Source organism: Rhodococcus sp. C1 (assembly GCF_020809065.1).
Lineage (GTDB): Bacteria > Actinomycetota > Actinomycetes > Mycobacteriales > Mycobacteriaceae > Rhodococcus_F > Rhodococcus_F qingshengii.
Map to the genome: position 1 here is coordinate 1,637,222 of NZ_CP078080.1, position 26,487 is coordinate 1,663,708.

Consider the following 26,487-nt stretch of genomic DNA (forward strand, 5'->3'; position numbering starts at 1 on the left):
GTCCTTATCGGTTGTCCGCGTACGCCTGTAGGTGTGCCACCTGCTCGGGATCGAGTGAGGGACGTACCTTCTCACGGGCGGTTGCCACGTCCGCGGCCGTCACGTCGGCCGCGTCCATGCTCCGACGCATGGCGGCGAGTGCAGCCTCACGCAGGAGAGCCGAGCAGTCTGCTGCCGAGTATCCCTCGAGATCGACGGCCAGAATGTCCAAATCGACATCTTCGGCGAGCGGTACCGACTTGCCGGAAGCACGCAGAATCGCTTTGCGGGCCTCCGCATCCGGCGGCGGTACGAATACGAGACGTTCGAGTCTGCCGGGGCGCAGAAGAGCCGGGTCGATCAGATCCGGTCGGTTGGTGGCGCCCAACACCACGACGTCGCGTAGCGGTTCGACGCCGTCGAGTTCGGTCAGCAACGCGGCTACGACGCGATCCGACACCCCGGAGTCGGAACTTTGACCACGACGCGGGGCAAGGGCGTCGATTTCGTCGAGGAAGATCAACGACGGCGCCGAATCGCGTGCGCGCTGGAACAACTCTCTTACGGCCTTTTCGGAGGCGCCGACCCACTTGTCCATCAGCTCTGCGCCTTTCACGGCATGAACGCTGAGGTGACCTGAGCTGGCAAGGGCACGAACGAGATACGTCTTGCCGCAGCCAGGAGGGCCGTAGAGGAGCACGCCGCGGGGTGGGTCGACACCGAGGCGTGCGAAGGAGTCGGGGTGCTGTAGCGGCCACAGCACCGCTTCGGTGAGGGCCTGTTTGGTTTCGACCATGTCGCCGACGTCGTCGAGGGTGACGCTGCCGATCGACAGTTCTTCGGTACTCGAACGAGACAGTGGCCGAATCACTTCGAGGGCACCGACAAGATCTTCCTGCGTGATCTCCGGAGAATCACCGGATTTGGACGCCCGCGTCGCCGCTCGCAATGCAGCTTCACGGCAGAGCGCCGCGAGGTCGGCGACCACGAATCCGGGTGCGCGCGAGGCGATGGCGTCGAGTTCGAGGGTTCCGGTGGGCACGCGGCGGAGCAGGAGTTCGAGCAACGCCTTGCGAGTTGCGCCGTCCGGCAGGGTAAGTGCGAGTTCTCGATCGCAGAGATCCTGGCCGCGAAGGCGCGCGTCGACGGTCTCCGGATGGGCGGAGGTCGCGACGAATGCCACGCCCGGGGTTGCGACGGCGCTGCGCAGTTGTTCGAGGATCAGTGCGGACACCGGTTCCGCGGTGGCCGGAAGCAGAGCGTCGATGTCACTGATCAGTAGTACGCCACCGCCGCGCACGGCAGCAACGGCGTCGAAGATTCGCTGCAGGCGGGTATTCGCCTCGGTGGCACCGACTCCCGGGCCGTCGAGTTCGACCAGTTTGCGCGAGGACAGGACCGAGCGGGCCAACGTGGCTTTGCCTACGCCGGCGGGGCCCGTGATGAGGACGCCGAGGTGCGGTGAGGCGCCGAGCGTACGGAGCAGTTCTGGTTCGTCGAGTGCCAGGCCGAGCCACTCGGTCAGCTTGGCTGCCTGCGCTTGCGCGCCGACGAGGTGATCCAGCGGAACCGACGGTGCAGGCTCGATCGCGACGGCGGCCGGACTGGAAACAAGCGCACTCGGTGTCAGTGTGCCCGCCGAGCCGGAACCCCAGTTGACTGCCGAATTCGGCTGGACGCTGACCGGACCACCGGCAGGTTCGACGGCCGTGACGGTGAGCAGTTCGGATGTCCACGCGACGCCGAAGGTACGGGAAAGCGCTTGGGTGGCTTCGGAAGTGCTCGTACCCGGACCGAGATCGCGGGGGAGGAGCGAGACCGTGTCGCCGACGCTGACGACCTTGCCCAGAAGAGCTTGTCGCAGAACCGTCGAGCTGATCGAATTTGTCGCCATGGACGAGCCGGTGACGGAGACGGATCGCGCTCCGTACACCGTCACCGGACCGACCACGACGGAAGAGTTCTCGGTCAGGCCGACGTTCGACATGGTGACGTCGTCGAGAAGGATCGTGCCTGCCGGGGTTCCGGTGGGTGCACGGCCCGCGACGGTCGCGGTGCCGCGGGCTCCCATGAGTGCGATGGCATCCCATTCGCGGATGCCCAACGCCGCCAACGCTTCGGGGTGCAAGCGCACGACCCCGCGGCGTAGGTCGGCGGCAGAGGTGTTGAGTCGAACGGTGAGGGCGAGTTCCGGCGAAGTCACCTCTCGAGAGTACGTCGTGGACTAGCGGGGTCGCCGCAATCCGAGACGAGCGGCCGAGCGGCGGCCACCGACGTTGGGTTGGCGTCGGATCGCGCGGCGTTCGGAAGGCTTGATGTCCCAGGTTTCGGGACGTGCTGCCACCCACCGCTTCGAGTGCACGGCAAACGGGATGTGCACCAGGTAGATCGCGATGAGAACGATCAGCAGGATGTACGGGTAGGTGATGAGTGCGGCTGCAGCCAACGTCACCAGGACGAGCAGGCCGGCCGCCATGTGCGGCGGCACGGATACCGACTTCATCGCCAGCGTCGGGATGCGGCTGACGATCAGTGCAGCCGAGAAGAGCGTCCACACGATGACGACGAAGTGCGAAGACCACCAGCCGTCACCCCACTGAGCCGTCGCGGCCAGGGGAGTGAGGGCGATGAGTGCGCCGGCCGGAGCCGGAACGCCGACGAAGTACTCACGTGCATACGCGGGGACGTCGTCGTCGTCGAGCAGGGTGTTGAAACGTGCGAGTCGCAACACGATGCTGACCGCGTAGATCAACGCGATGATCCAGCCGATGCTGGTGCCGTCCAGCAAGGTCACGTACAGGACCAGGGCCGGGGCGACGCCGAAGGAGATGGAGTCGGCCAGTGAGTCGAGTTCGGCGCCGATCTTGCTGGTGGCGTCGAGCAGTCGCGCGATGCGGCCGTCGAGTGAATCGAGGACGGCAGCTGCGCCGATCATCGCGAGCGAGGTACCGGGTTGTCCGTCGAGAGCGAATTTGACGGCGGACAGCCCGGCGCACAGCGCCAGGATGGTGATGACGGACGGCAGCAACCGCACCGCCTGGGTGCGTTTGGGCATCTTCGCGCCGGGTTGGGCTGCTCCCGGCTTCTTCACGGCTGACTTCATCTTCGGCGTCTTCACGGCAGTTGCGCGATAACTGTTTCAGCACCGATCGTGCGTTGTCCCGGCTCGACCAGGAGTGTGGTTCCGGCGGGGAAATAGGTGTCGACGCGTGAGCCGAAACGGATCAGTCCGTACGTGTCGCCGATCGGCAGGACGTCACCGACACCGGCGTAGCAGACGATGCGGCGTGCAAGCAGTCCCGCGATCTGGACAACCGCAACCTCGTGACCATCGGCGGTTTCGATCAGCATGCTGTTGCGCTCGTTGACCTCGCTGGCGTCGGCGAGATCTGCGGAGAGGAACTTGCCTGCCTGGTGAACGACCTCTTTGACCGTTCCACCGACAGGGCTGCGCTGGACATGCACGTCGAGAACCGACAGGAAGATGCTGACGCGCGGGCGCGGCTCGCTTCCGAGATTGAGCTCGGCGGGCGGAACGGCGTTGTCGACCAACGCCACCTCGCCGTCGGCGGGTGCGACGACGACGCCGATGCGGTTGGGCGGCACCCGGTGCGGGTGACGGAAGAACGTGGCGCATGCGGCGGCGGTGGTCAGACCGGCTCGGCGCACCCACTTACGGTTGCGGCCCAGAGCTGCAACTCCCAGCGGGGCCAGCACGAACGGCAGGCCGGCGGGATGAAGTGGCGGAATCGCATGGCGAACCAGATCGACGATATGTCCGATCCCGGTGGGTTGCGGGGTTCCGGGGGGTGTGGGTCGGCGTGCCACAGGCTCCTCTAACTACTCGGTAGGTCTTCTGCTGGTCGCACTGACAGTACGGGGTGGTAGAGCATCCATAGATTACGTGAACGCCTTCTCTCCTACAGGCTGTAGTGGCATCAAGTACGAGTAGTACCCGACACAGTCGCCGGTGCGTATCGCCAGCGGGAGCGTCGCACCGCTTACTCGGATCACCAGTTGCCGCCCCGGTTGGGCTGCGGCGGCGTCGCGCAGTCGCTGCCGGTCGACCAGTACTCGGAACTTCTCACGGGGATCCGTTCCGCCCGGATCCACCCGGGCACCACCGTCTTCGCCGACGCTGACGACGGCACTGTCCTCGGTGCCGTTGAGCAGGGCGGCAAGGTGGTCGCCGCTCAGTTCGACGGCGTTGTGGTGCTCGCGCAGGATTCGGTGATCGGGGAACTCTCCGTCCTCGATCAGGGGGCTGGACACCTCACCTCCCGGATACGACGCAGTCACCGTGCGCGCGGAGAAAGTCAGCGTCACGACGCCGGCGACGTCGCGCAACAATCGCGCGAAGGTGACGGGAACGACAGCGGACACCGTCAGAGCGGAGTGAACTTTCACCTCGGCGACCGCGAGCCGGAACTGATCAGTGGTGACAAACGCAGCGACGCCGTCGTGAATGTCGAGGTGGACGCCGCGAAGTATCGGGAACTCCGATTCCTCGTTCACGGCGAACAGCACGGCGTCGAGTGCGCGTCGTAGATCCCACGAGTCGATGTCCACGCCGCCGGAGATAGGTAGCGCGTCGATCAGGCGGTGGATTCGTCCCAGTTCGGCCCGGGCGTCGGCGAGACCGTCCTCGAGGTTGCGCAGATGAGCGTCGAGGCACGAATGGGGTTCCGGTCCGGTCAGGACGGCCATCATGTCGCGGATCGGAACACCGACGCGCCGCATACCGGCGATCACGCGTGCGTCGCGGAGTTGGTCGTCGGTGTACCAGCGGTAACCGGTGTGCGGATCGACGGAATGCGGGACGAGTACGCCTTCCTTGTCGTAGAACCGCAGCGCGCTGATCGGGAGCGCCGACGCCCGGGACATCTCGCCGATCGTCAAGAGGGCGGAACTAGTGGTCACGGATCAATTCTGCCCGCAGTCGCTCGATAGCGCCCCTGATCATCCGGCCGTAACCGTCGTCGGCGAGTGTGCCGACCGACGCCTCGGCCTTCGTCAGATGCTCGACGGCCTCGGCGTCGCGTCCGAGTTTGCGGTAGTCGGCAGCCAGGTTGAGGTGCAGCGATGGATAGAAACCGGCGACCTGCAGCGATGCGTGGTGTTCCTGGGCTCGCGCGTCGGTCAACGAATCGGCAGCGTCGAGGGCGCGCAGGTCCCAGCAGAGCTCTTGAGCCGGATCGTCTTGAACGTCGGCCATGTAGTGCGCGAGGGAGACGATGTGGAGCGCATCGGGGGCGGCGCTGATCTCTTCCCACACCTTCTCGAACGCAGAGCGAGCCCCGGCTCGATCGCCGGAGCTCGCCAATTCTTGTGCCTGCGCTATCTGTGTCATCACGGGATCCATGGAACGGATCCTGATGCCTCGACCAGGTCGAGGGTCAAGCAGAGGTGCGTGCAGCCGCCTCGGCCTCGCTCTTCACACGCTTCAATGTGGCATTCATGCCTTCGACGAGCTCGACCTCGAAGTCGGCGTTTCCGCCCAGGACGGTCTTGACGAGGAACTGCGAGACCTTCGACGTTCCGGTGGGAGCCTCGCGACGCTCGGTCACTTTGGTGCCGGTAGCGGTCGGCTCGAGTTCGTAGGACCAGATCGTGCGGTTCTCCGCGATGCGGAACGCCACCGACTTGTTGGGCTCGAAGCGAACGACCTTCGACGACGTCGGCCAGACCAGCAGGCCCTTGCGGTTGACGTTGATCGTCTTGGCACCCTCACGCACGGTCCCGCCGATCACCTTCATGACCTTGCACTGGGGGCTCCATTCGCCCATGCGCTGCAGGTCGGCGACGATTGCCCACACATCCTGCGGTGATGCGTCGATGTCGATGCTTGCTTCGAGGGTGTTGGACACAGTCTCTCCAGTCGAGTTGATGCTACGTAAAGTTACAAACACTTTTGTCGATCGTAAGCGATCCGTCAATGGACCATGTGTGTCAGGTCACTGTACGGCCGTCCAACAGGGTCGTGCGGGAACACGCGCGGTGGTAGCGGACAATGGTTCGCGCACGTATGACGATCCATCCGACTGGAGTACCGAGAAGTGAACAGCGACGCAGCGACGCAGGATGGCCTCAAGCGAGGGCTGACAGCGCGCCATATCCGCTTCATCGCCCTCGGATCAGCCATCGGAACCGGACTGTTCTACGGCAGCGCCGAGGCCATCAAACGAGCCGGCCCGTCGGTGCTCCTGGCCTACCTGATCGGCGGTATCGCGGTCTACCTGGTGTTGCGAGCGCTCGGCGAGATGGCGGTCCGTAACCCGGTTTCCGGTTCGTTCAGCGAGTACGCGAACAAGCACCTCGGACCACTCGCCGGTTTCATGACCGGGTGGACGTACACGTTCGAGATGGTGATCGTGTGCCTCGCCGACGTCACCGCCTTCGGCCTGTACATGCAGTTCTGGTTCCCGGACGTACCGAGATGGATCTGGGTTCTGGCTGTCGTCTTCTTCATCGGCGCGATAAACCTGTTGAGCGTCAAGGTGTTCGGCGAACTGGAATTCTGGTTCACGCTCGTGAAGATCACCGCCATCATCGCGATGATCGCCGGCGGCATCGCGATCATCGTGTTCGGATTCGGCGTTCACGACACCGATGCCGGAATCAGCCACCTCTGGTCGGACGGCGGGTTCTTCGCGACGGGCTTCGGCGGATTCGTCGCGTGTTTCGCGATCGTCATGTTCGCGTTCGGCGGCACCGAGATCATCGGTATCACCGCGGGCGAAGCCGAGGATCCGGCGCAGACCATCAGGAAAGCCGTCAACACGGTGCCGGTGCGCATCATTCTCTTCTACATCTGCACCCTCGCCGTCATCATGGCGATCATTCCGTGGCAGGCCATCAACTCCGACAACAGCCCGTTCGTCCAGATCTTCGAGAACCTCGGATTGGGAACGGCCGCTTCGATCCTCAACATCGTCGTCATCACCGCAGCCCTGTCGGCCATCAACAGCGACGTTTTCGGTGCGGGTCGCATGATGTTCGGAATGTCGCATGCCGGTCAGGCCCCGCAGGTGATGAAGAGAGTCTCCGCCAACGGTGTTCCGTGGATGACCGTTGTCATCATGACCGGTGCCCTGTTGGTGGGAGTCCTGCTCAACTACCTGATCCCGGACCAGGTGTTCCTCGTCATCGCCTCGCTGGCCACCTTCGCCACGATTTTCGTCTGGATCATGATCCTGCTCTCGCAGTTCCGTTCCCGCGCTCAGATGAGTGCAGACGAAACAGCGGCACTGAAGTTTCCAGTGCCGCTGTGGCCGTACGGTCAGATCTTCGCGATCGTGTTCCTGGCTTTTGTCATCGTGTTGCTCGGCGTCATCGCCGATACCCGAGTTGCTTTGCTCGTCGGTGCCGGATGGCTGGTTCTGCTGACGGGCGCGTACTACAAGTGGGTGAAACCGGCTGTCAGCGCAGCGGATCGAAGTGGCGCATGACGGTCGGCGTCTGAGCGCCGGTCATCGAGTCGGCCACCATCTTTCCGGTCAACGGACCCAGGGCGATTCCCCACATCCCGTGACCACCGGCGACGTGCACCCGCGGCGACTTCGTGGCTCCGATCAACGGCAAGCCGTCGGTAGTGCACGGTCGTGATCCCACCCACTCCTCTTCCCGCGCAGTCCAGTCGATGCCGCTGAGCATCGGCTTGGCCGCATCGATGATCGCCTGCACGCGGCGCGGATCCAGCGGCGCGTCAGGGCTGCGGAATTCCATCATTCCGGCCACTCGGAAGCGATCGTGCAACGGAGTGCATGCGACGCGCTGGGTGGGGAAATACACAGGGTTCTTGGGGAGGTGCTCGGGCTTGACACTGAAGCTGTATCCGCGTCCGGCCTGCACCAGTTTGCGCACACCGAACGGTGCTGCGAGCTTGTTCAAGCGGGCACCGCTCGAGATGACCACGGCGTCGCCGTCGCGTGAATCACCGTGTGCACTGCGAACAGTGACTCCGCCGACCCGATCGTCGATCTGCGTGACGTCGAAACCGCTGACGATTTCTCCACCGCGTTCACGAACCGCGTCCGCCAACGAGTTCACGAACAACGGGGGATCGATGAAACGCTGATTACGCAGACGCAAACCGGCTTTCACACCCTGGCCGAGTGAAGGCTCGAGCGAGTGAATCGCGTCGTAGTCGAGGAGGTCGAAGTCGACTTCTCCGCCGGCAGCTTCGACGTGATGGAACTCGTCCACCAAGGTCTGTCGGTCCTTCTCGGACGCAAACGCGGCGAGGAAAGGATCGGCCAGGCGGGTCAGCTCTTTGACGCCACCGTCGGCGAGTTCGTCGTACGCGCCCAAGGCTGTTCGGTTGACCTCGGTGTAGACCGACATCGCTTCCTGCCACTTCGACGGCGTGCAGTGGCGCGCGAACCCGACCAGGAACCGAATCAGCTTCAGATCGGTGGTGAGTGGCACGTACACCGGGGACGACGGGCTGAGCATCGCGCGCAAGCCGTATTGGAGCACTGCGGGTTCGGGCAGCGGAAGCGTCAATGCGGGGGCCAGCCAACCGGCGTTGCCCCAGCTCGCGTCGGCTGCGACGCCGTCGCGATCGACGACGGTGACCTCGACTCCACGTTCCTGCAAGAACCAGGCCGTCGACAATCCGACAACACCCGCACCGACCACGACCACACGATCGGGGCTTTGACGAGTTCCCATGACGCACTCCTTCTACAGACTCTGCTCGAACCGAGACGCCGGTCACATCCGGCTCTTCTCCCAAGCATGAATCGCGGGGGCGGCAAAAGGACTGGCCGTTCGGCCACAGCTTCGGGGAATGCGTTGTGCGAGTGCACAGCCCTCGCTTGGGAAGCGAATCACAGTGAGTCGGTTCGTAAATGCGCTGGAACTTTTGAATTAATACTAAAGTATTAACCATCTCTCGAATGAGCTGCGTTGTTAATACTTTAGTATTAATGTTTCGCTGAATGTTAGTTCCTTGGTATTAGTCGCGTGCAAATCCTGGATGTAAGTGGGGGCGCCATTTCAAGTTGTCGAGAGATTTCTTTCAAAAACTGTTACAAGTTCTAGTAATTGAGGTATGGTGACGGTCATCACATAAACGGCAAATCGTGAATGGCCTTCAATCGTCGATCAGCTGTTCCAACTTACCGCTCGGTGTGAGCATCCAGTGGAATGGGTGCTACCAAACCAGCTGATTGGAGGTGGTTTCTCACGGTCGGACGTCATCTTTTTCGGAATCGAGACATGATTCCCGGGTGATGTCGTATCGCTAATCTCCGTTGTCAAGATTTCGGTCGTGCATCGGTAGTGAACAAATCCTATCGTGCTGCGCACGGCCTCAAAGACTTCCCCTTCGCCGCGAAAATTCCGGTGATGCGGAGGCTGTCAATGCAGTAGTTCAACTTTACTCGAACTGCGTTTTGGCGGGAAGTGCTATCAACGCTATAAACCGATCCCGAAAGGGAATGAGGAGTAGAAGATATGCATGTTTCAACGGCAAAACGTACGGTGGCCGCTCTAGCAGTAGCAACTGCTTCGGCGGGCATGGTATTCGCAGCAGTTGCACCGGCGTCGGCAACTGCAGGTACGACGGTGACGAGCTATAACCAGGCGTGCCGCGCTGTAAGTGTTGGGCAGACCGTGGATCAGGTAGTTCCAACCTCGGTCACGGCTAACCACGTCACTGTGAATGCCACGCCCGGGGTAAATTCATACACCCTTCAGCCCGGTTCAGCGACGACGCCCAGCAGTTCTGGCGTCTCGGGTGTCACATTCCTCGGCATTGATGACGTCAGGCTTGTCTACCGCTATGACCCAGCGACGTTCGTCGCAGGATCGGCCGCACTGGTGGCCGGTTCCGGTTCGGGCTACACAGGCACGGTCACTCTCACCGATACCGGATCGCAACTGATCGTGGACGGTGCGGATGTCGGCGTAGGCGTGACATACCAGCTTCCGAAGATCAGTTTCCAAACTCGGAACAGTGCGTTGGACGTGAAGTTCGACACTCAGGGCACCGCGGCCCAGATGTATAACTTCTCGGCGAATTACTTCCGTTTCACATCGAAGGCGTCAGTGCCTATCTTCGGGACAGTCAGTGCGCCGACCTCATGCATTCCCGCCAATGCGGTGGGTGCGACCGGTAGTTACCCGGCACTGAATTCGGGTGCGGGCGTTCTGCATCCATAGTCAATCCGGACCCCGGTGATAACAGCGCTGCCTGACACCCCACTCAGGCAGCGCTGTTTTGCGTAGTCTTGTGCGTGAGTGCCAGAAGTGTGTGCCGGGAGGCGCTTCCAGACCATGTGGATGCGAGTTACGTGCAGAATTACCCGCTCGACAAGAATCCCGACCTACCGCAGTGGTAGGCCGGGCTCGTAATGTCTTGGTGAATAAGGGATCAGGATGCGATGACGGTCGAGTTGCTCTCGAGCTCACGCGTCTTTGCGGCTTCCTTCAGTTCCTCGAAACTCGCGCGAAGCAACTCCAGGTAGTGGCCTAGATCTGGCATCGTTGCGGCGTCTGCAATCACGTTGAGCGTTAGGTTGCCGCCACTCGCAGCTACCATGAAGTGCCGCAGCCCGTCACCGTCGACCGGTGCTTGATTAGCGAGTACGGCAGTGCCAGTTGCCCCGTTCAGGGTCAGTCCGTTGACCGAGAGCGGAATGTTACTCACCATCGTGTGCTGATACCGCGGCCCATCCGGCTTGTAGTCGTCATGGTGACGTGAATATGCCATCAACCGCGCTATCGGAGCGGGTAGGGTCTCCAACACTGTGCTCATCCGCCGGACCGCTGTGTGGGACGTACGGGCCTTCTCCGAGCGTGCAGACTCTGCGATGAGAGCGAGTCTCTTCAGCGGATCCGTGATCGTGGTGTGCATGTTCACGGACAGATTCACCAATTGGTTTGCGGACTCCCACTCCTCTTGCTTGCGCATGGACCGCGGAACCATCGCGAACAGAGAACCTCGAGGCGCTTCGCTCTTCTCGGTAAGGTATCGCGCCATCGCGCAACCGACCACAGCCAGAAGGACGTCGTTGACAGTCGCTCCGGGGACTGCGTTCTTCACATGCCGAACCTCGTTGCCTGCGAGGATGATCGGCTCCACCAATGCCGACCCGCTTACCTTGCAGTTGAAGCGGGTGCTAGTACTTTCGTAGATGCACTCGTCCCATTCTCCAGCACTCTTCGCCTCGACTACCGCACGGGCAGCAGCCCGATTGCCCGGAATGCTCTTGGCGAACTGGATAAGTTGGCCGGGGAAACTCAGCACTGATCGCGTGAAGAGACGTCCCCGTAGGAACCGTATTGCAGGTGCTGATTTCCTCGGCCGTTGCGCATCCGAAAATATGGCTTCACCCAGCATTCGGATCGCGATTCCGTCGGCCGCGCTGTGATGAGACTTGAGCACAACCGCCGTCAGCCTGCCGGGTAGAGCGTCAAGCCCCTCGATCCCCGTGAAAAAGTGCAGTTCCCAGGGTGGGCGGCTGAGATCCATTCTCGAGGTCAGCAGGGCGCTGAGCATTTCTTGAAATGGTGCCCAACCCGGCTCGGAAATCGCGTTGACCCGCACGTGGTCGCCCACATCCAGGTTGGGGTCTGGAACCCAGTACGGATGGCCGAGTCCCAGTGGCGTGTGCTGGATTCGGTGGGTGAACATGCGATTGTGTCCGAGCCTGGCGGTGACCCAATCGACGGCTTGCGCCTGCGTGAATTCTGCGGCTGGGTGCTGAGATGTTTCGAAGAAGTACACGCCGACCAGATGCTTCAGGTGGCCGGCGGACTCGTTGTAGACGAAGTCCGCGTCTCGCGGATTCACCTGTGTGACAGCCGCATCCAGCAGGTTGGGCAGTCTCATGTCGAACTCCTCACGTGGCGGGTGCCGGATCAAAGTGTCCGTGCCCCGGAACTCTCGTGGCCCGGAACTCTCGTGCCTGGAAAACTCTCGTGCTTGGAACGCGAAATGACCCCCGAGGCGAATTGGAGCCTCGGGGATCATCGAAGTTCAGAGTAGAGAAGTTGCACCAGAGAATTTACTTCTGCAGAATGGTACTTCCCAGGCCGGTCAACTCTATGGTCCCAGTAGCCCAGGCGATCAAACTGGTGATATATCTTTGCAGCATTGTAAATCACCTTTCCTTAGAGCGGCGTCGGCGTGTACGCGGACAGGGTGTTGAGATACTTCGCGAACGTACCTACTAGGTCGATTGAGCCAAATCCCACCAGATCCGACAGATAGCTCATTGAAAGATCGAACATTATTGTCTCCTCTCCCGACTACGGGGCAACGGTCGAGCCGAGGGCGGTCTGAATGCTTCCACCAATACCTGCAGAACCGCTAGCCATTAGGTTGATGGCTGCGGAGATAGACTTGAAGATGCCGTCGACTATTGCCTGCACATAAACGAACGGGGGAAGCAATGATTGCGAATCAATGCTCGTGACTGCGTCGATGATACTTGCTGTATCCACTATGCTAACGCTCCTTGCGGTAGATTTTTATCACGGTAGGAAATTCTGTTGAAGTCAGCCGAGTGGGGGTTGCCAGTCGAAGTCGACTGACGCCATGGAGCCTCTGTATACGAGCAATGAAATGATCTGCAAAATTATCGGTTCCTTGAGGTAAGGCACCATCGATCCTAGATCCATCGTTTACTCCTGTCGTTGGGTGATGTTCTGAAATGGATCAGGGTTGCGATGAGCCGGTCTCGATTAATCCGGCTAGCGAGCCGGTGGCGCCCTCGATGCCGGGCACTAGGGATCCGCTCCATACATTGTCCAGTAATCCGGTGAACAACGCAGCCGTTGCTTGAAGGAACATTGCGATCATATGAAGTTCCATCCTTTCGATAGATCTGGAAGACTTTTTGTACATCGGCGCATGCTTGTTGCATTCCACAAAGAGCAGGTTCGACTAGTGCACGGACCCTTGCGATCGTTCTGCTAAGAGATCCGTGTGGCGTTCGGGGTCTTATGTGGCGTGACGGGAATGAGGTTAGCTCGAGCAAGTCCACTTTGACTAGGAATTTGTAGAACCAAACTGAAACGTGTTTCATTTGTGCTGGTCAGGCAACCAAAATGGCCTATTTGGGCCGTGAGAGGAAGATCTTGCGGAACGCTAACCAGATTGCAAGATTGATGATTGCCGAATTGCTGGGTTTTGGGAATCGTGGCCGGTAATTATGACTTTTGGCGGACTGGTCGTTAATACTTTTGGGTGATATTTTGTCGAATACCCCCCAAAGTGGAGCGGCACGGGAGATGCTCCGATACCTTCTTCGCCGGCTCAGGAACTTCGTAGTTTGAACTGAAGCATCAGGATCAGTCGAGTGTCCGCGTCGCTCAGGTCAACCCCGCACATCTCCTTGCAGCGGCGTAATCGATTGCGGAGAGTGTTGGGGTGAACATGCAATGCTGCGGAGGAACTCGCGACATCACCGCCCTTGTCGAGGAAGGTGTGGGCCGTTGCGACGAGTTCGCTTCCATGTCGACGGTCGTACCCTTCCAGGGCGTGCATAGGTGTGGCGGTGCTCAGTCCGTCGAATATGTCGGCAACATGTAAGGCCAGTACCGACGCCAAGGTGTCGTTCATACCCGCGACAATCCCGCCGGACCGGTTGTGTCGCAGCGCGCCCAGAACATGGTCGGCGTCGGCGCGTGACAAATGGCATTCGCTGGCTGATTTCACGGTGCGGCCCACCGCAACGGCAAGTTGTGCTCGTGTGCGGGCGCGGCTGAGGAAGTCCTCCAACAGTCGGCGGGCGTTCGCTTCGTCAGCGCCGACAACAAGGTACGTCGAGTCGATCAACTGTGCGATCACGGCGTCGACGGCCAGAGTGTCCAGGTACAAGCTCAAGGAGGCGACCAACCCCGCCGGCAGTGGTCCCGTGACGGTTCCGACCGCGACCACCGTGAGCGGACCTGCCAACCGCAAGTCGTCGGCGGCGCGGAATGCGGGTTCGCCACCGCCGATCAGTGCTTGGACGCGCTGGGATTGGCGACGACGTGTGCTGTCGACCCGGTCACGCTCCGAGGCGATTCTCTCGGCCACGACAGATACCGCGGAACGAAGTATCGATTCCTGTGTGGGCGTCGGTGTTCCGGCCAGTGCGACCCAGATCGAGCCGACGGGGTGATCGTTCTCGCGAACTGCGATAACCAGTCGCGGCGTGATCGCGGGGTCTTCGAGGTCGACGTAGATGGGATCGCTCTCTCGGTGAAGCCGATCGAATACTCCTGCATCGGAGAGTAATTGGCGGAATCGGCTGGGTACCTGCCGACCGAGGATCGTGCCGATGCGAGCTTCGTCTACGGCCTGCTCGCCGCCGGAGTACGCGAGAACCGTCGAGTTCTCGTCCTCGATCGTGACGGGAGCGCCGAGCAATTCGGCCAGAGAACCGGCAACGGAGAAGAGGTCGTCGTCGCGCAGGTCCATGGGTGGGAGCCTACTGAGCGATGGACGGATTTCGGGTTTCGACGCCTCGGCAGGACCTCGATGGCGAATATAGGCTGGTGCAATGGCCGACATCGAAGGTGTTCTGTTCGATATCGACGGAGTCCTGCTCACGTCCTGGCAGCCGATCGAGGGAGCAGGGGAAGCAGTACGCGAAGTTCGGCGGCGCGGATTGGCCTGTGGGTTTCTGACCAACACCACCTCGCGCAGTTCGACACTCATCGCGCAGGGGTTGTGCGACGCCGGTATCGAGGTGGAGGCGAGCCAGATAGTTACTGCCGCCAGGCTCACGGGGGAGTACGTGCGGGCGACGTACCCGGACGCGAGGGCGTGGGTACTCAATCACGGTGACGTGTCCGCCGATCTCGAGGGAATCGAGTTCGACGACGCCGATCCCGAGGTCGTGATTCTCGGCGGCGCCGGCCCGGAGTTCACCCACGAGGCGCTGAGCCGAGTGCTCGAACTATTGCTCGCCGGAGTGCCCGTCGTCGCGATGCACCGCGGGATGATGTGGGAGACCGTAGACGGCCTTCGGATCGACACCGGAACGTACTTGCCCGGCTTCGAGGAAGTGGCGGGTGTAAACATCGCCGCAGTGGGTAAACCGTCTCTCACGGGGTTCCTGACAGCCACGGAGTTGATGCATGTCGAACCTGAGGCGACGGTGATGGTCGGCGACGATCTGATCGGGGACGTCCTCTCCTCGCAGCGGGTCGGCCTGACCGGAGTTCTGGTGCGCACAGGCAAGTTTCGGCAAACAGTGCTCGACCTCTCGGTTCAGAAGCCCGATCATGTCATCGATTCGGTCGCGGATCTCCCGGCCCTTCTCGGGGTCGTCCTCGAGGCTTGACCAGGCGGGGGTGACGGACTTCACTCGAGCGGGTACTCTCGCGCCCGAATCCAATGAACTTGTTCCACGAAGGAGTTTCTATGCCCTTGATCTCGTCAGTCTGGTTCCGTCGCTCATACTCTCGAGTCAGCGGAATTTCCAGTAGTCGGTTGGGGGGCCGCCTGGCGAGAACAGGGGCTGTGATGACTGTAGGTATGGGGCTCGCCGCCGGGCTGGCGCTGACCGGTGCGGGAGCTGCTTCCGCGGCGCCCGTCGCGTGTGTCTCGCCGCCGTCGGCAAATGACATCCAGGTCTCCGAGACCGCGAGCTGCGGCGCGCAGTCCGTCGGAGCCGGCCGCGCGCAGGCCGGTGCCGCCGAGAGCGGTACGGCAGTGAGCGTCGCCGCCGACAACGGCTACTCCAATTCATATGCCAACGGCTTCGGAACCGCGCTGGGGGCGTCTCGCGGTAACGGTCAGGCGCAGGCATTCGCGCTCGGCGGCGGTATCGCGCGGGCCGGGGCGGCTGACGGAAATGTCACCTTCGCCATCGCCGGTTACGGGGCGGGCGCTACAGCCGATGCCAATGGCGTCGACTGCGTCGGAGTGCTCTCGTTCGCGGTCAATTTGAGTAACGGACAGTTCTGCATCGCGGGCTGAGGCTCAACCTTGCACTCGGCACGCTCGAGTGCTAAAAATGCAGTTGGCACTCGCGAACCGTGAGTGCCAGGTCGAGGCAGTGAGACCGGGAACCATAGACACCCCCGGTCGTCCGTCGCGGGCACTGACTAGACCACAGGCGTAGATGGGTGACCAGGCAAATCGGTCGCCCGTGTAATGAGGTGACCGGTCAAACGGTCGCCTTGTGCCGATGAGGTGACCCGACGAGCGGTCACCTTGTGTGTCACCCCCTATCCGGAGGATCACTTCGCAATGGCAAAGATCATCGCGTTCGACGAAGAGGCACGTCGTGGCCTCGAGCGAGGCCTCAACGCCCTCGCCGACGCTGTCAAGGTGACGTTGGGCCCCAAGGGTCGCAACGTCGTTCTCGAAAAGAAGTGGGGCGCCCCCACGATCACCAACGATGGTGTTTCCATCGCCAAGGAGATCGAACTCGACGACCCGTACGAGAAGATCGGCGCCGAGCTCGTCAAGGAGGTCGCCAAGAAGACTGACGACGTCGCTGGCGACGGCACCACCACCGCTACCGTTCTCGCACAGGCACTGGTCCGTGAAGGTCTGCGCAACGTCGCAGCCGGCGCGAACCCGCTCGGCCTCAAGCGCGGCATCGAGAAGGCTGTCGAGGCTGTCACAGCTCGCCTGCTCGAGACCGCCAAGGAGATCGACACCAAGGAGCAGATCGCTGCTACCGCCGGTATTTCCGCCGGCGACCCGTCCATCGGTGAGCTCATCGCCGAGGCTATGGACAAGGTCGGCAAGGAAGGCGTCATCACGGTCGAGGAGTCCAACACCTTCGGCCTGCAGCTCGAGCTCACCGAGGGCATGCGCTTCGACAAGGGCTACATCTCGGCGTACTTCGCCACCGATGCAGAGCGTCAGGAAGCCGTCCTCGAAGACGCGTACATCCTGCTCGTCAGCTCCAAGATCTCCACGGTCAAGGACCTGCTGCCCCTGCTGGAGAAGGTCATCCAGTCCGGCAAGCCGCTCCTGATCATCGCCGAGGACGTCGAGGGCGAAGCTCTCTCCACCCTCGTGGTCAACAAGATCCGTGGCACCTTCAAGTCTGTTGCCGTCAAGGCTCCCGGCTTCGGTGACCGTCGTAAGGCTCAGCTCGCCGACATCGCCATCCTCACCGGTGGCGAGGTCATCAGCGAAGAGGTCGGACTCTCCTTGGAGACCGCAGGCCTCGAGCTCCTCGGCCAGGCACGCAAGGTCGTCATCACCAAGGACGAGACCACCATCGTCGAGGGTGCCGGCGACGCCGACGCAATCGCCGGTCGTGTCAGCCAGATCCGCGCCGAGATCGAGAACAGCGACTCGGATTACGACCGTGAGAAGCTGCAGGAACGTCTGGCCAAGCTGGCCGGCGGCGTTGCAGTCATCAAGGCCGGCGCTGCTACCGAGGTCGAGCTCAAGGAGCGCAAGCACCGCATCGAAGATGCAGTGCGTAACGCAAAGGCAGCCGTCGAAGAGGGCATCGTCGCCGGTGGTGGCGTTGCACTTCTCCAGGCAGCTCCCGCACTGGACGACCTCAAGCTCGAAGGTGACGAGGCAACCGGCGCGAACATCGTTCGCGTTGCACTGTCCGCTCCGCTCAAGCAGATCGCATTCAACGCAGGCCTCGAGCCCGGCGTTGTTGCGGACAAGGTCTCCAACCTGCCCGCAGGTCACGGCCTCAACGCTGCGACCAACGAGTACGGCGACCTGCTCGCTGCAGGCATCAACGACCCGGTCAAGGTCACCCGCTCGGCACTGCAGAACGCAGCGTCCATCGCGGCTCTGTTCCTGACGACCGAAGCCGTTGTCGCTGACAAGCCCGAGAAGGCCGGAGCGCCTGCAGGCGATCCGACCGGCGGCATGGGCGGCATGGACTTCTGAGTCCATCTCCACCTAGCTCCTGGAGCCCGGCCCACCATTCGGTGGGCCGGGCTTTTGCTCGTGCGGGGGAGGCAAGTTTCGATGACTTGGCAGCGGCAGCCGCGATGCAGATTGCGGATTCACCTAACCAAGAGGTTGCCTCCTGATCGATCGGAATCACAGGCACCTTTTCCGATTGCTGGATCCGGTGATACCCAACGATTCCGAGCAGAACCCAGAGGATCGGCATGTCAGCTCGCTACAATTCGGACATTCGTTCAGCGTCGGAATTGAGGGGCATGCATGATCTTTCGGAACTCGTTGCCAGCCGCGGTATCTCAGATGGGGCCGCGAGACGCGGAGTTCGTCTACAACGAGTCCGGCGGACATCTGAGCCACATGGTGTGCGCCTACTTCTTCGACACGACGGGCCATCCGCTCGCAGAGATGACGCACGACGACGCGGTTCGGTGGATCACCGAAAGATTCGGATACTGGCCACTGTTCACGAGTCGACTCCAGCGAGTTCCGCTGGATCTGGACTATCCCTATTGGGTCCCGGCCGATTTCGACGTCGGTGATCACGTGCACGTCCATCGTGCCCCGGTTGCCGGGTGGGCGCCGGTTCGTGAATTGCTCGGGCGCTCGCTCGGTGAGCCGATGGACTTGTCCCGGCCGCCCTGGGAGTTGCACGTCATGACCGGAGTGCACGGGATCGACGAGCTACCGGGCAATCTGACGCTGATCATGCTCAAGACCCACCACGGGGCCGGTGACGGTCTGGCGATCCGCGATCTGACCAACCTTCTGTTCTCCGGTCCGCCGAAGCCGGAGACGAAGCGTGCCGGTTCGGGGCTTTCGTCGCTGAATTTGATCGGGCGCACGGTCGTGGGTTTGCCCGGCCAGGCGATCCGTTTCGGCCGGGGTCTGTCCGTGACAAAGGTTGCGGCCGAGACGGTTCGGGAGGCGGAAGAGGCCGGAGAGCTGCCTACGTACTCGGCCGACCGCCTGCCGACCCGATTCAACGGCATGCTGGGCGGAGACATCACGATCGATTTCCTGACGCTGGACGGCGCAGACATCAAAGCGATCCGAGCGGCCGTTCCGGACGTGACGGTCAACGACATCTTCCTGACCGTCGTCGCCGGCGCTCTCGACGCATACCTGTCGGAGAAGGGCGAGAAATCAGGCAGTGGGTTGGCGGCGATGGTTCCCCGATCGATGCGGCAGATCGCCGAATGGGAATCGGCCAACCAACTGGCGCTGTTGACGGTCGATCTGCACACGGACGTCGAAGATCCGGTCGAGCGGCTGACACGAATCAGGGATTCGGCGCTGATGGCAAAGGGGCGGAGTTTGCACCCAGCCGTCCGTCGATACGGCACACGCATCGAAACGTCGCCCGCGGCTCTGCTCAGACTCACCGGTCTCTCGCGTCGGATCAACAAGCTTGACCCTTCGCACAAGGTCATTCAGAACACGACGATCAGCAATGTCCCGGTATCGGTCGACGGCAATGTCTTCGAAGGTGCGCCGGCGGTGGCAGTTCTCGGCGGGCAGGCGCCGGTCGACGGAGACATTCTGCGCCACTTCCTCATTGCTGCGCGTGGAGGTTCTCTGACGCTCAATGTCATTGTCTCGCGAGAGACGATGCCAGATATCGAGCACTACATCGAATTATTGCGGGTGGGGTTCACGGCGCTTCTGCAGGCAGTTTCCGACCAAAATCGTGAGTTGGTCGAACGATAATCTCTCGACACCTCAGCTTTACGCCGCCTGTCGTTCCCTGAGTTTTCTGATCGGCGTCATTTGCTCGTCCCAAGTGAACCACTGAACATCTTGGTTGGGCAGCGTCAGTGGCCTGGCCGTCAAGGGTCTCGAGGCCCTCGCTGCGCTCAGCGGTGGAGAGTTGAAGGCCGCCAAGTAGATTGTCGATTTCGGGGCCTGCTCGTGTTGGCGCGTAGGCCCCGAAATACCTTTTGTCGGCGCGTAATTCTCGCCATGTCAAGTGCCGGAATTCTCAACCTAACGGCATGAGCATCCAGGCGGCGAGATATACCAAAGCCGCGGTTCCACCCGTGCAAATAGCCGCGATAACGGCGAGTAGACGGACAAGATTTACGTCGGCGCCGAAGTAATCTGCAATTCCGCCGCACACTCCGGCGAACATTTTCTTGTCGTTGGAACGGGTGAAGGGGCGAGGTGTGTTGCTTTCGAATGTCATGCTTCAATTCTGAAGCGAGATCGCATCAGGCACCATCGGGGACGACCCCCATCTGCACCCTGATCTTTTGAGCCCGTCGTGTCATACCCCGGTAGTTCATCCCAGCTTCACCGAACGGTTGCTGCGGGAGACTACCTTGTCGGCGGTGACCGATTTAGCAGAACGCCGACCGTTCCTCAGCGCCTTCGCGGATCTCTCGACCGCCGTCGATCTGGCCGACACCGCCGCCTTCACCGTCGACGACAATGACGACGACGATCCGGTGCTGCTGACGTCGCCGGACGGTTTCGAGGTCGACACCTGGCGGGAGGGCTACCCGTACGACGCACGGATGCCTCGGGACGAGTACGAAATGTCCAAGCGTCTGCTGCAGATCGAACTCCTCAAGCTGCAGAACTGGTCGAAAGAAACCGGCGCACGGCACGCCATCGTGTTCGAAGGACGCGACGCTGCCGGTAAGGGCGGAACGATCAAACGATTCATGGAGCACCTCAATCCTCGTGGCGCTCGCGTCGTCGCGCTGGAGAAGCCGTCGGCTCGCGAGTCGACGCAGTGGTACTTCCAGCGCTACGTGCAGCACCTTCCCGCCGCCGGGGAACTGGTGATGTTCGATCGATCTTGGTACAACCGGGCCGGGGTCGAGCGGGTCATGGGTTTCTGCACCGACGAGGAGCATGAGCGATTTCTGCGCCAGGTGCCGTTGTTCGAGCAGATGCTCGTCGACGACGGCATCAGCTTGATCAAGTTCTGGTTCTCGGTTTCACCGCTGGAGCAGCGCACGCGGTTCGCGATCAGACAGGTCGATCCCGTGCGGCAGTGGAAGCTTTCGCCGATGGACATCGCTTCTCTGGACAAGTGGGATGCGTACACGGCGGCGAAGGAAGAGATGATCCGGTTCACCGATACCGCCACCGCTCCGTGGACCGTCATCAAGAGCAACGACAAGAAACGCGCGCGGATAAACGCGATGCGTCACGTGCTCAGTCAGTTCGATTACGACAACAAGGATTACGAGATCGTGGGTACTCCGGATCCGCTGATCGTGGGCAGCCTCGAATAGTCGGCGCGTGTGCTCTGCCCATCCGCGGCGTGGGTGGTTAGTGTGAGTTGAATGGAGACCGTACCGATCCAACTCCCCGACGGCACCGTGACCCCGATCCGTCTGTTTCCCGGACCGAACGACGACGCACCCGTGGTGGTGATGTTGCCCGGGCTCGGAGTTCCCGCCGGGTTCTACGATCCGGTGGCGCAGGCCCTGGTCGAAGCCGGCTTCAACGCGGCCATCGGTGAACTGCGCGGCCAAGGTGACAGCAAACCGCGCCCGAGCGCGTCGAGTGCTTTCGGATATCAGGAACTGGTCTCGATCGATTGTCCGGCGACGTTCGAGGTAGTGCGCGAGCGGTTCCCGGCCAGCACACCATTTCTGATGGGGCACAGCATGGGCGGCCAGATCGGGGTGATGTACGCGTCGAGGATTCGGGGCCGGCTCGGCGGACTGATCCTGGTTGCCTCCGGATCGCCGTATCACCGCGGATTCCCCGGAATCCGTGCGCCCGGACTCTATCTGGGTTCGTCCGCGATGTCGGTGACAGCCAACATTGCCGGCTTCTGGCCGGGAGACCGGGTCAACGTCGGCGGCTTCGGTCGACAGTCGAAAGTACTGATCACCGATTGGGCCCGGTTCGCCAGGACCGGTCGCATGGAACCCGTCGGTGCGGATATCGACTACGAGGAGCGGATCGCTCGCCTGACCTTGCCGGTTCTGTCGATCACGATCGAAGGGGACGATCTCGCTCCACGCCGGTCGGCAAAGAACCTGGTGGACAAGCTCTCCGGGGCCCAAGTGACGATGACGCACATCGACGAACCACTCGGTCACAACGGTTGGATACGCAATCCCACCGCTGTGAGCGAGCGCGTCGTCGCGTGGTTGCGCGACCGCTGAAAGATCAGGCGAGTTTCTGCCAGAGGAACTCGTAGGTCAGCGCAGTCTTGAAGGCCAGCTGAGCATTGTCCGCGGCGCCGCCGTGGCCACCCTCGATGTTCTCGAAATACAGCACCGGCTTGCCCAGCTCTTCCAGCCGTGCGGCCATCTTGCGGGCATGCGCGGGGTGGACGCGGTCGTCGCGGGTGGACGTCGCGATCAGGATCGGTGGGTACGACGCGGCGGCGTCGATGTTCTGATACGGCGAGTACTCCGAGATGAATGCCCACTCCTCCGGGACATCGGGGTCACCGTATTCGGCCATCCACGAAGCGCCGGCCAGCAGGAGATGGAATCGGCGCATGTCCAGCAGCGGGACCTGACAGACGATGGCGCCGAAGAGCTCGGGGTACTTGGTCAGCATGATGCCCATCAGCAGGCCGCCGTTGCTACCGCCCTGAGCTGCCAGAAGATCCGGGGTCGTGATTCCGCGATCGACGAGGTCTCTCGCGACGGCAGCGAAGTCTTCGTGCACCTTGTGGCGCCCGGCCTTGAGAACCTGTGTGTGCCAACCGGGTCCGTACTCGCCGCCACCACGAATGTTCGCAACCACATAGGTTCCGCCCTGCGTCAGCCAGGCACGGCCCAGAGAACCGCTGTACGACGGTGTCAGCGAGATCTCGAATCCGCCGTACCCGTAGAGCAGGGTAGGGCCGGGCTCGCTACGCGGACTGCGCACCACGAAGTACGGAACTTGGGTGCCGTCGGCAGAGGTGGCGAAGAACTGCTCCGTGGTGATGCCCTCGGCGTCGAAGAACGAGGGAGCCTGCTTGAGGGCAGTGGGTTCGGTTTCGCCGATCACGCCGTGCAAAAGAGTTGCAGGGGAGGTGTATCCACTCGAATTGACGAAGTACTCGTTGCTGACATCAGGGTCGGTGTCGAGAATTTCGATACTGGTCAGTTCTGGAAGCCCTTCGAAAGGTCGATCCTCCCAGCCGTTTTCGCCCGGCGTCAGGATTCGCAGCGTCGTGCGCACGTCGGTCAGGACCACCAGAATCAGATGATCGCGTGTCCAGGTGTAGTGCTCGAGCGAGGAATGTGCGTCGGGTTCGAAGATCGATGTCAGTGCTCGTGAGCCGGCAAGGAAATCGTCGTAACGGATGGCAAGCAGTGCGCCGGTCGGATATTCGGTGTCCTCGACGGCCCACACGGACTTGGTGCGGATCAACAACCACTCGTGGTGAATCGAGATCCCGGCGTCCTCGGGGACGTCCACGAGCACCAGTTCACCGTCGGGGCGAACTTCGAAATGCTGAGAGTTGTAGAAATCGACCGAGCGAGTGACGAAGTCTCGTTCGAATCCGGGCGTCGGATCGTGCGAAGCCGAGATCGCCACGTCCGTGGCCTGGCCCTCGTAGACGGTCTCGGCGCTGGAGAGGGGAGTGCCGCGTTTCCACCGCTGGGCCAGACGGGGATATCCGGAATCGGTGAGCGACCCCGGTCCGATATCCGTTCCGACGTAGACGGTGTCGATGTCGATCCAGTCGATGTCGGTCTTGGCCTCGGGAAGGTAGAAGCCGGGATTCTCGCCCTCGGGAGCGAGGAACTCGCGCTTGTCGATGTCGAACTCGCGAACGACCGCCGCGTCTGCCCCACCGCGGGAGAGGCTGATCAATGCACGGTTGCGGTGTGGCCGTAGAAGTTGCGTGCCCTTCCAGACCCAGTTCTCGCCCTCGGCCTCGGCCAGGGCGTCGAGGTCGACGAGGACGTCCCATTCCGGGTCGTCGGTGACGTACTGATCGAACGTCGTGCGTCGCCACAATCCGCGAACGTGGGTGCTGTCGCGCCAGAAGTTGTAGAGGAACTCACCTCGACGGCGGACGTAGGGGATTCGCGCGTCGGTATCGAGGATCTCGCGCACGTCGCTCTGTAGTCGATCGAAGCGCTCGTTGTCGGTGAGCTGCTCCTCGGTCACGGCATTGTGCTGACGGACCCAATCGAGTGCAGACTCACCGGTCACGTCTTCGAGCCAGAGGTAGGGGTCGTCGCCGGTGGTGGGCTGCTGATCGGAAGTCATACGTCCATTCTTACTGCTCGCTCCCGACAGCACTCGACCCCGCTCCCGAAACACTGGAGCGGGGTCGAGTGAGAACGAATCGGGTCAGACGCCCAGGGAGTGAGCGAGCATCGGCCAGGAGTTGTGGAGATCGTCCTGCCAGTAGCCCCACGAGTGGGTGCCGGTCGGCTTGAAGTCGAAGGTGGCCGGGATCTTCAGGTCGCTCAGGCGGTAGGCGAGGTTGTGGGTGCAGTAGTTGACCGCTGCCTCGATGACGCCGCCGACGATTGCCTGGTTGGCGAGCGCACCGACCTGACCGTTGATCGCGGGATTGGCGAGAGTGTCGTGTGGGCCGGGGAGTCCCGAGCCGGTGGAGACGTAGAGTTCGGTGCCGCGGAGCTTCTCGGCGTTGAGGACCGGATCGTTGTCCTTCCATCCCTGACCGTCGAGCGGGCCCCACATGTTGGTGATGTCAGCTCCACCGCGGGTACCTGTGACAAGTTCGATCGCACTCTGACCGACGGGGGTGCTGGTCTCAGCGCATCCGCTGTACGCCCCGACGCCCTTGTAGAGGCCGGGAGCCGCGATGGCGAGGTTGAGGACCGAGGTCGCGGTCATGGAGATCGCGGAGATCGACTGGACCTTGTTGGTGTTGAACTCGGCGTCGATGACGGGCGGGAGTTCCTTGGTCAGGAACGTCTGCCACTTCTGGCGACCGAGAACCGGATCGTCGTTCACCCAGTCGGTGTAATAGCTGAACGCGCCTTCGAGTGGAGTGACGACGTTGACGTTCTTGTCCTGGAAGAAGTTCATGACGTCGGTCTTGCGTTGCCAGGTCGCCGAGTCTTCGCCGCCGCCTGCACCGTTGAGCAGGTAGAGCGTCGGGCGGGGTTCGCTGTTGTCTGCGGGGAGGATGACCTCGAGCGGGATGTTGCGATCCATCGCCGGGGAGAAGACCGAGATGGTGACCTTGCGGTCGCCGGTCTTGGTGTTGCTCACGACGTGCGATCCGGACGTGTCACCGCCCGCAGAAGCTGTCGCCGGACTGATCAGCATCGGCAGCACCGTGGCCACTGCGAGAGCTGCGATCACACTGCCACGCTTGAAAATTCGAGCACGCATACGTTCGGATCCTCCACCTGAATGTCTTCGGATCCGGAACGGATCGAAGTGCCTGTGAGCCCTTACTGGAACAGGTTCACTTTTTGTTATGTGTCAGTAAAGCAGAGCGGGCGCAGAAAGTGACGCGATTCGATTGCCTGACAATTGAATTGGCCCCGGAATTAACCCCCGAATTAACCCCCGAATCGGCCCAGACAAGCACTCGACCCCGCTCCCGGAAGTGCAGGGAGCGGGGTCGAGTCGGAACGATTTCGGTCAGATGCCCATCGAACGAGCGAGCATCGGCCAGGAGTTGTGGAGATCGTCTTCCCAGTAGCCCCACGAGTGGGTGCCGGTCGGCTTGAAGTCGAAGGTGGCCGGGATCTTGAGATCGTTGAGGCGGTAGGCGAGGTTGTGGGTGCAGTAGTTGACTGCTGCCTCGATGACGCCGCCGACGATCACCTGGTTGGCGAGTGTGCCGACCTGTCCGTTGATCGCCTCGTTGTTCAGGGTGTCGTGCGGGCCGGGGAGTCCGGAGCCGGTGGAGATGAAGAGCTCGGTGCCGCGGAGCTTCTCGGCGTTGACGACGGGGTCGTTGTCGATCCAGCCCTGGCCGTCGAGGGGGCCCCACATGTTGGTCACGTCAGCGTCGCCGCGCATGCCCACAACCAGTTCGATGGAGGACTGGCCGACCGGTGTGCTCGTCTCGGCGCATCCGCTGTATGCACCGACGCCCTTGTAGAGGCCCGGAGCTGCGATGGCGAGGTTGAGGACCGAGGTCGCGGTCATCGAGATCGCGGAGATCGACTGGACGCCGTTGGTGTTGAACTCGGCGTCGATGACGGGCGGGAGTTCCTGGGTCAGGAACGTCTGCCACTTCTGACGGCCGAGGGACGGGTCGTCGTTCACCCAGTCGGTGTAGTAGCTGAATGCACCTTCGAGCGGGGTGACGACGTTGACGTTCTTGTCAGCGAAGAACTCGTTGACGTCGGTCTGACGCTGCCACGTCGCCCGGTCTTCGCCGCCGCCTGCACCGTTGAGCAGGTAGAGGGTCGGGCGGGGTTCGCTGCCGTCTGCCGGGAGGATGACCTCGAGCGGAATATCGCGTTCCATGGAAGGGGAGTACACCTTGATGGTGGCGATGCGCCCGTTGTCCGTGCGGCTCGAGAGCTTGGAACCCGTTGTGTTTGCCTTGGCAACAGTTGCCGTGGTGGTCGACGGATCTCCGCCTGCGGACGACACTGCAGGGCTGATCAGCATCGGCAGCACGGATACTGCGGCTACAGCGGCGACCAGACGGCCACGCTTGAAAGTGCGAGCACGCATACGTTCAGAAACCTCCACCTAAAATTCCTTCGAATCCGCCCAGGAGTGAACGGTCCTTTGTTGCTGTTCCCGTACGG

General features: G+C 61.9%; 21 protein-coding genes. 8 read left to right on the forward strand and 13 right to left on the reverse strand.

What is annotated here, in order from left to right; all coding sequences use genetic code 11:
• Window positions 1-4: 4 nt before the first annotated feature.
• The 6 genes from KTR60_RS07570 to KTR60_RS07595 all read right to left on the reverse strand — a co-directional run bounded on the left by KTR60_RS07570 (window position 5) and on the right by KTR60_RS07595 (window position 5,846).
• Window positions 5-2,182 carry an AAA family ATPase gene (locus KTR60_RS07570; protein ID WP_228402009.1) on the reverse strand — a complete coding sequence of 726 codons (2,178 nt, stop codon included), beginning with the start codon at window positions 2,180-2,182 and terminating at the stop codon, window positions 5-7.
• A 21-nt stretch (window positions 2,183-2,203) separates the two neighbouring features.
• Window positions 2,204-3,034: a CDP-alcohol phosphatidyltransferase family protein gene (locus KTR60_RS07575; protein WP_029254795.1), complete on the reverse strand. Its 831-nt coding sequence runs from the start codon at window positions 3,032-3,034 to the stop codon at window positions 2,204-2,206.
• Window positions 3,035-3,093: 59 nt separating this feature from the next.
• Complete coding sequence (locus KTR60_RS07580) at window positions 3,094-3,807, reverse strand: phosphatidylserine decarboxylase (RefSeq protein ID WP_007733711.1); 714 nt, start codon at window positions 3,805-3,807, stop codon at window positions 3,094-3,096.
• A 72-nt stretch (window positions 3,808-3,879) separates the two neighbouring features.
• Window positions 3,880-4,899, reverse strand: coding sequence for a MerR family DNA-binding transcriptional regulator (locus KTR60_RS07585; RefSeq protein WP_007733712.1), 1,020 nt, complete (start codon window positions 4,897-4,899; stop codon window positions 3,880-3,882).
• Window positions 4,889-5,341: a hypothetical protein gene (locus tag KTR60_RS07590; RefSeq protein ID WP_007733713.1), complete on the reverse strand. Its 453-nt coding sequence runs from the start codon at window positions 5,339-5,341 to the stop codon at window positions 4,889-4,891. Before KTR60_RS07590 ends, KTR60_RS07585 begins: the two co-directional genes overlap by 11 nt.
• 34 nt (window positions 5,342-5,375) lie before the next feature.
• The gene (locus KTR60_RS07595) at window positions 5,376-5,846 is read right to left on the reverse strand and encodes an SRPBCC family protein (protein WP_003941500.1); all 471 of its coding nucleotides are present in this window, start codon (window positions 5,844-5,846) and stop codon (window positions 5,376-5,378) included.
• 189 nt (window positions 5,847-6,035) lie between these two features.
• Here KTR60_RS07595 and KTR60_RS07600 point away from each other — a divergent pair, with 189 nt between their 5' ends.
• The gene (locus KTR60_RS07600; RefSeq protein WP_007733714.1) at window positions 6,036-7,427 is read left to right on the forward strand and encodes an amino acid permease; all 1,392 of its coding nucleotides are present in this window, start codon (window positions 6,036-6,038) and stop codon (window positions 7,425-7,427) included.
• Here KTR60_RS07600 and KTR60_RS07605 read toward each other — a convergent pair.
• A complete protein-coding gene (locus KTR60_RS07605) occupies window positions 7,399-8,652 on the reverse strand; it encodes an NAD(P)/FAD-dependent oxidoreductase (protein ID WP_007733715.1) in 1,254 nt (417 codons plus the stop codon). The genes KTR60_RS07600 and KTR60_RS07605 overlap by 29 nt on opposite strands.
• 990 nt (window positions 8,653-9,642) lie before the next feature.
• Between KTR60_RS07605 and KTR60_RS07610 the strand changes: the two genes are divergently transcribed.
• Entirely contained in the window at window positions 9,643-10,146 is a 504-nt protein-coding gene (locus tag KTR60_RS07610) for a hypothetical protein (RefSeq protein ID WP_042450431.1), read from the forward strand.
• Between the two features lie 211 nt (window positions 10,147-10,357).
• Here KTR60_RS07610 and KTR60_RS07615 read toward each other — a convergent pair whose 3' ends face one another.
• On the reverse strand, window positions 10,358-11,818 hold the full coding sequence (locus KTR60_RS07615; RefSeq protein ID WP_058228005.1) for a wax ester/triacylglycerol synthase domain-containing protein: 1,461 nt from the start codon (window positions 11,816-11,818) through the stop codon (window positions 10,358-10,360).
• A 1,428-nt stretch (window positions 11,819-13,246) separates the two neighbouring features.
• Window positions 13,247-14,395 carry a PucR family transcriptional regulator gene (locus KTR60_RS07620; protein WP_007733721.1) on the reverse strand — a complete coding sequence of 383 codons (1,149 nt, stop codon included), beginning with the start codon at window positions 14,393-14,395 and terminating at the stop codon, window positions 13,247-13,249.
• 82 nt (window positions 14,396-14,477) lie between these two features.
• On the opposite strand from KTR60_RS07620, the gene KTR60_RS07625 reads away from it, so the two are divergent.
• The 4 genes from KTR60_RS07625 to KTR60_RS07640 all read left to right on the forward strand — a co-directional run bounded on the left by KTR60_RS07625 (window position 14,478) and on the right by KTR60_RS07640 (window position 19,528).
• Window positions 14,478-15,263 carry an HAD-IIA family hydrolase gene (locus KTR60_RS07625; RefSeq protein WP_003941506.1) on the forward strand — a complete coding sequence of 262 codons (786 nt, stop codon included), beginning with the start codon at window positions 14,478-14,480 and terminating at the stop codon, window positions 15,261-15,263.
• An 80-nt stretch (window positions 15,264-15,343) separates the two neighbouring features.
• Complete coding sequence (locus tag KTR60_RS07630) at window positions 15,344-15,901, forward strand: DUF6764 family protein (protein WP_039973364.1); 558 nt, start codon at window positions 15,344-15,346, stop codon at window positions 15,899-15,901.
• Between the two features lie 273 nt (window positions 15,902-16,174).
• Window positions 16,175-17,800: a chaperonin GroEL gene (gene groL, locus KTR60_RS07635; protein ID WP_003941476.1), complete on the forward strand. Its 1,626-nt coding sequence runs from the start codon at window positions 16,175-16,177 to the stop codon at window positions 17,798-17,800.
• Between the two features lie 282 nt (window positions 17,801-18,082).
• Entirely contained in the window at window positions 18,083-19,528 is a 1,446-nt protein-coding gene (locus tag KTR60_RS07640; protein WP_007733729.1) for a wax ester/triacylglycerol synthase domain-containing protein, read from the forward strand.
• Between the two features lie 271 nt (window positions 19,529-19,799).
• Here the strand turns inward: KTR60_RS07640 and KTR60_RS07645 are convergent, their stop codons facing one another.
• On the reverse strand, window positions 19,800-20,003 hold the full coding sequence (locus KTR60_RS07645; RefSeq protein ID WP_003941534.1) for a PspC domain-containing protein: 204 nt from the start codon (window positions 20,001-20,003) through the stop codon (window positions 19,800-19,802).
• 145 nt (window positions 20,004-20,148) lie between these two features.
• Between KTR60_RS07645 and ppk2 the strand changes: the two genes are divergently transcribed.
• Window positions 20,149-21,063, forward strand: a complete 915-nt coding sequence (ppk2, locus tag KTR60_RS07650; RefSeq protein ID WP_007733731.1) for a polyphosphate kinase 2 — start codon at window positions 20,149-20,151, stop codon at window positions 21,061-21,063.
• A 51-nt stretch (window positions 21,064-21,114) separates the two neighbouring features.
• Window positions 21,115-21,948 carry an alpha/beta fold hydrolase gene (locus KTR60_RS07655; protein WP_042450422.1) on the forward strand — a complete coding sequence of 278 codons (834 nt, stop codon included), beginning with the start codon at window positions 21,115-21,117 and terminating at the stop codon, window positions 21,946-21,948.
• A 4-nt stretch (window positions 21,949-21,952) separates the two neighbouring features.
• Here the strand turns inward: KTR60_RS07655 and KTR60_RS07660 are convergent, their stop codons facing one another.
• The 3 genes from KTR60_RS07660 to KTR60_RS07670 all read right to left on the reverse strand — a co-directional run bounded on the left by KTR60_RS07660 (window position 21,953) and on the right by KTR60_RS07670 (window position 26,410).
• Window positions 21,953-24,004, reverse strand: coding sequence for a prolyl oligopeptidase family serine peptidase (locus KTR60_RS07660; RefSeq protein ID WP_047268841.1), 2,052 nt, complete (start codon window positions 24,002-24,004; stop codon window positions 21,953-21,955).
• An 84-nt stretch (window positions 24,005-24,088) separates the two neighbouring features.
• Window positions 24,089-25,105 (reverse strand): alpha/beta hydrolase, encoded by a 1,017-nt coding sequence (locus tag KTR60_RS07665; protein WP_007733734.1) that lies wholly within the window; start codon window positions 25,103-25,105, stop codon window positions 24,089-24,091.
• Between the two features lie 255 nt (window positions 25,106-25,360).
• On the reverse strand, window positions 25,361-26,410 hold the full coding sequence (locus KTR60_RS07670) for an alpha/beta hydrolase (protein WP_007733735.1): 1,050 nt from the start codon (window positions 26,408-26,410) through the stop codon (window positions 25,361-25,363).
• Window positions 26,411-26,487 lie beyond the last annotated feature (77 nt).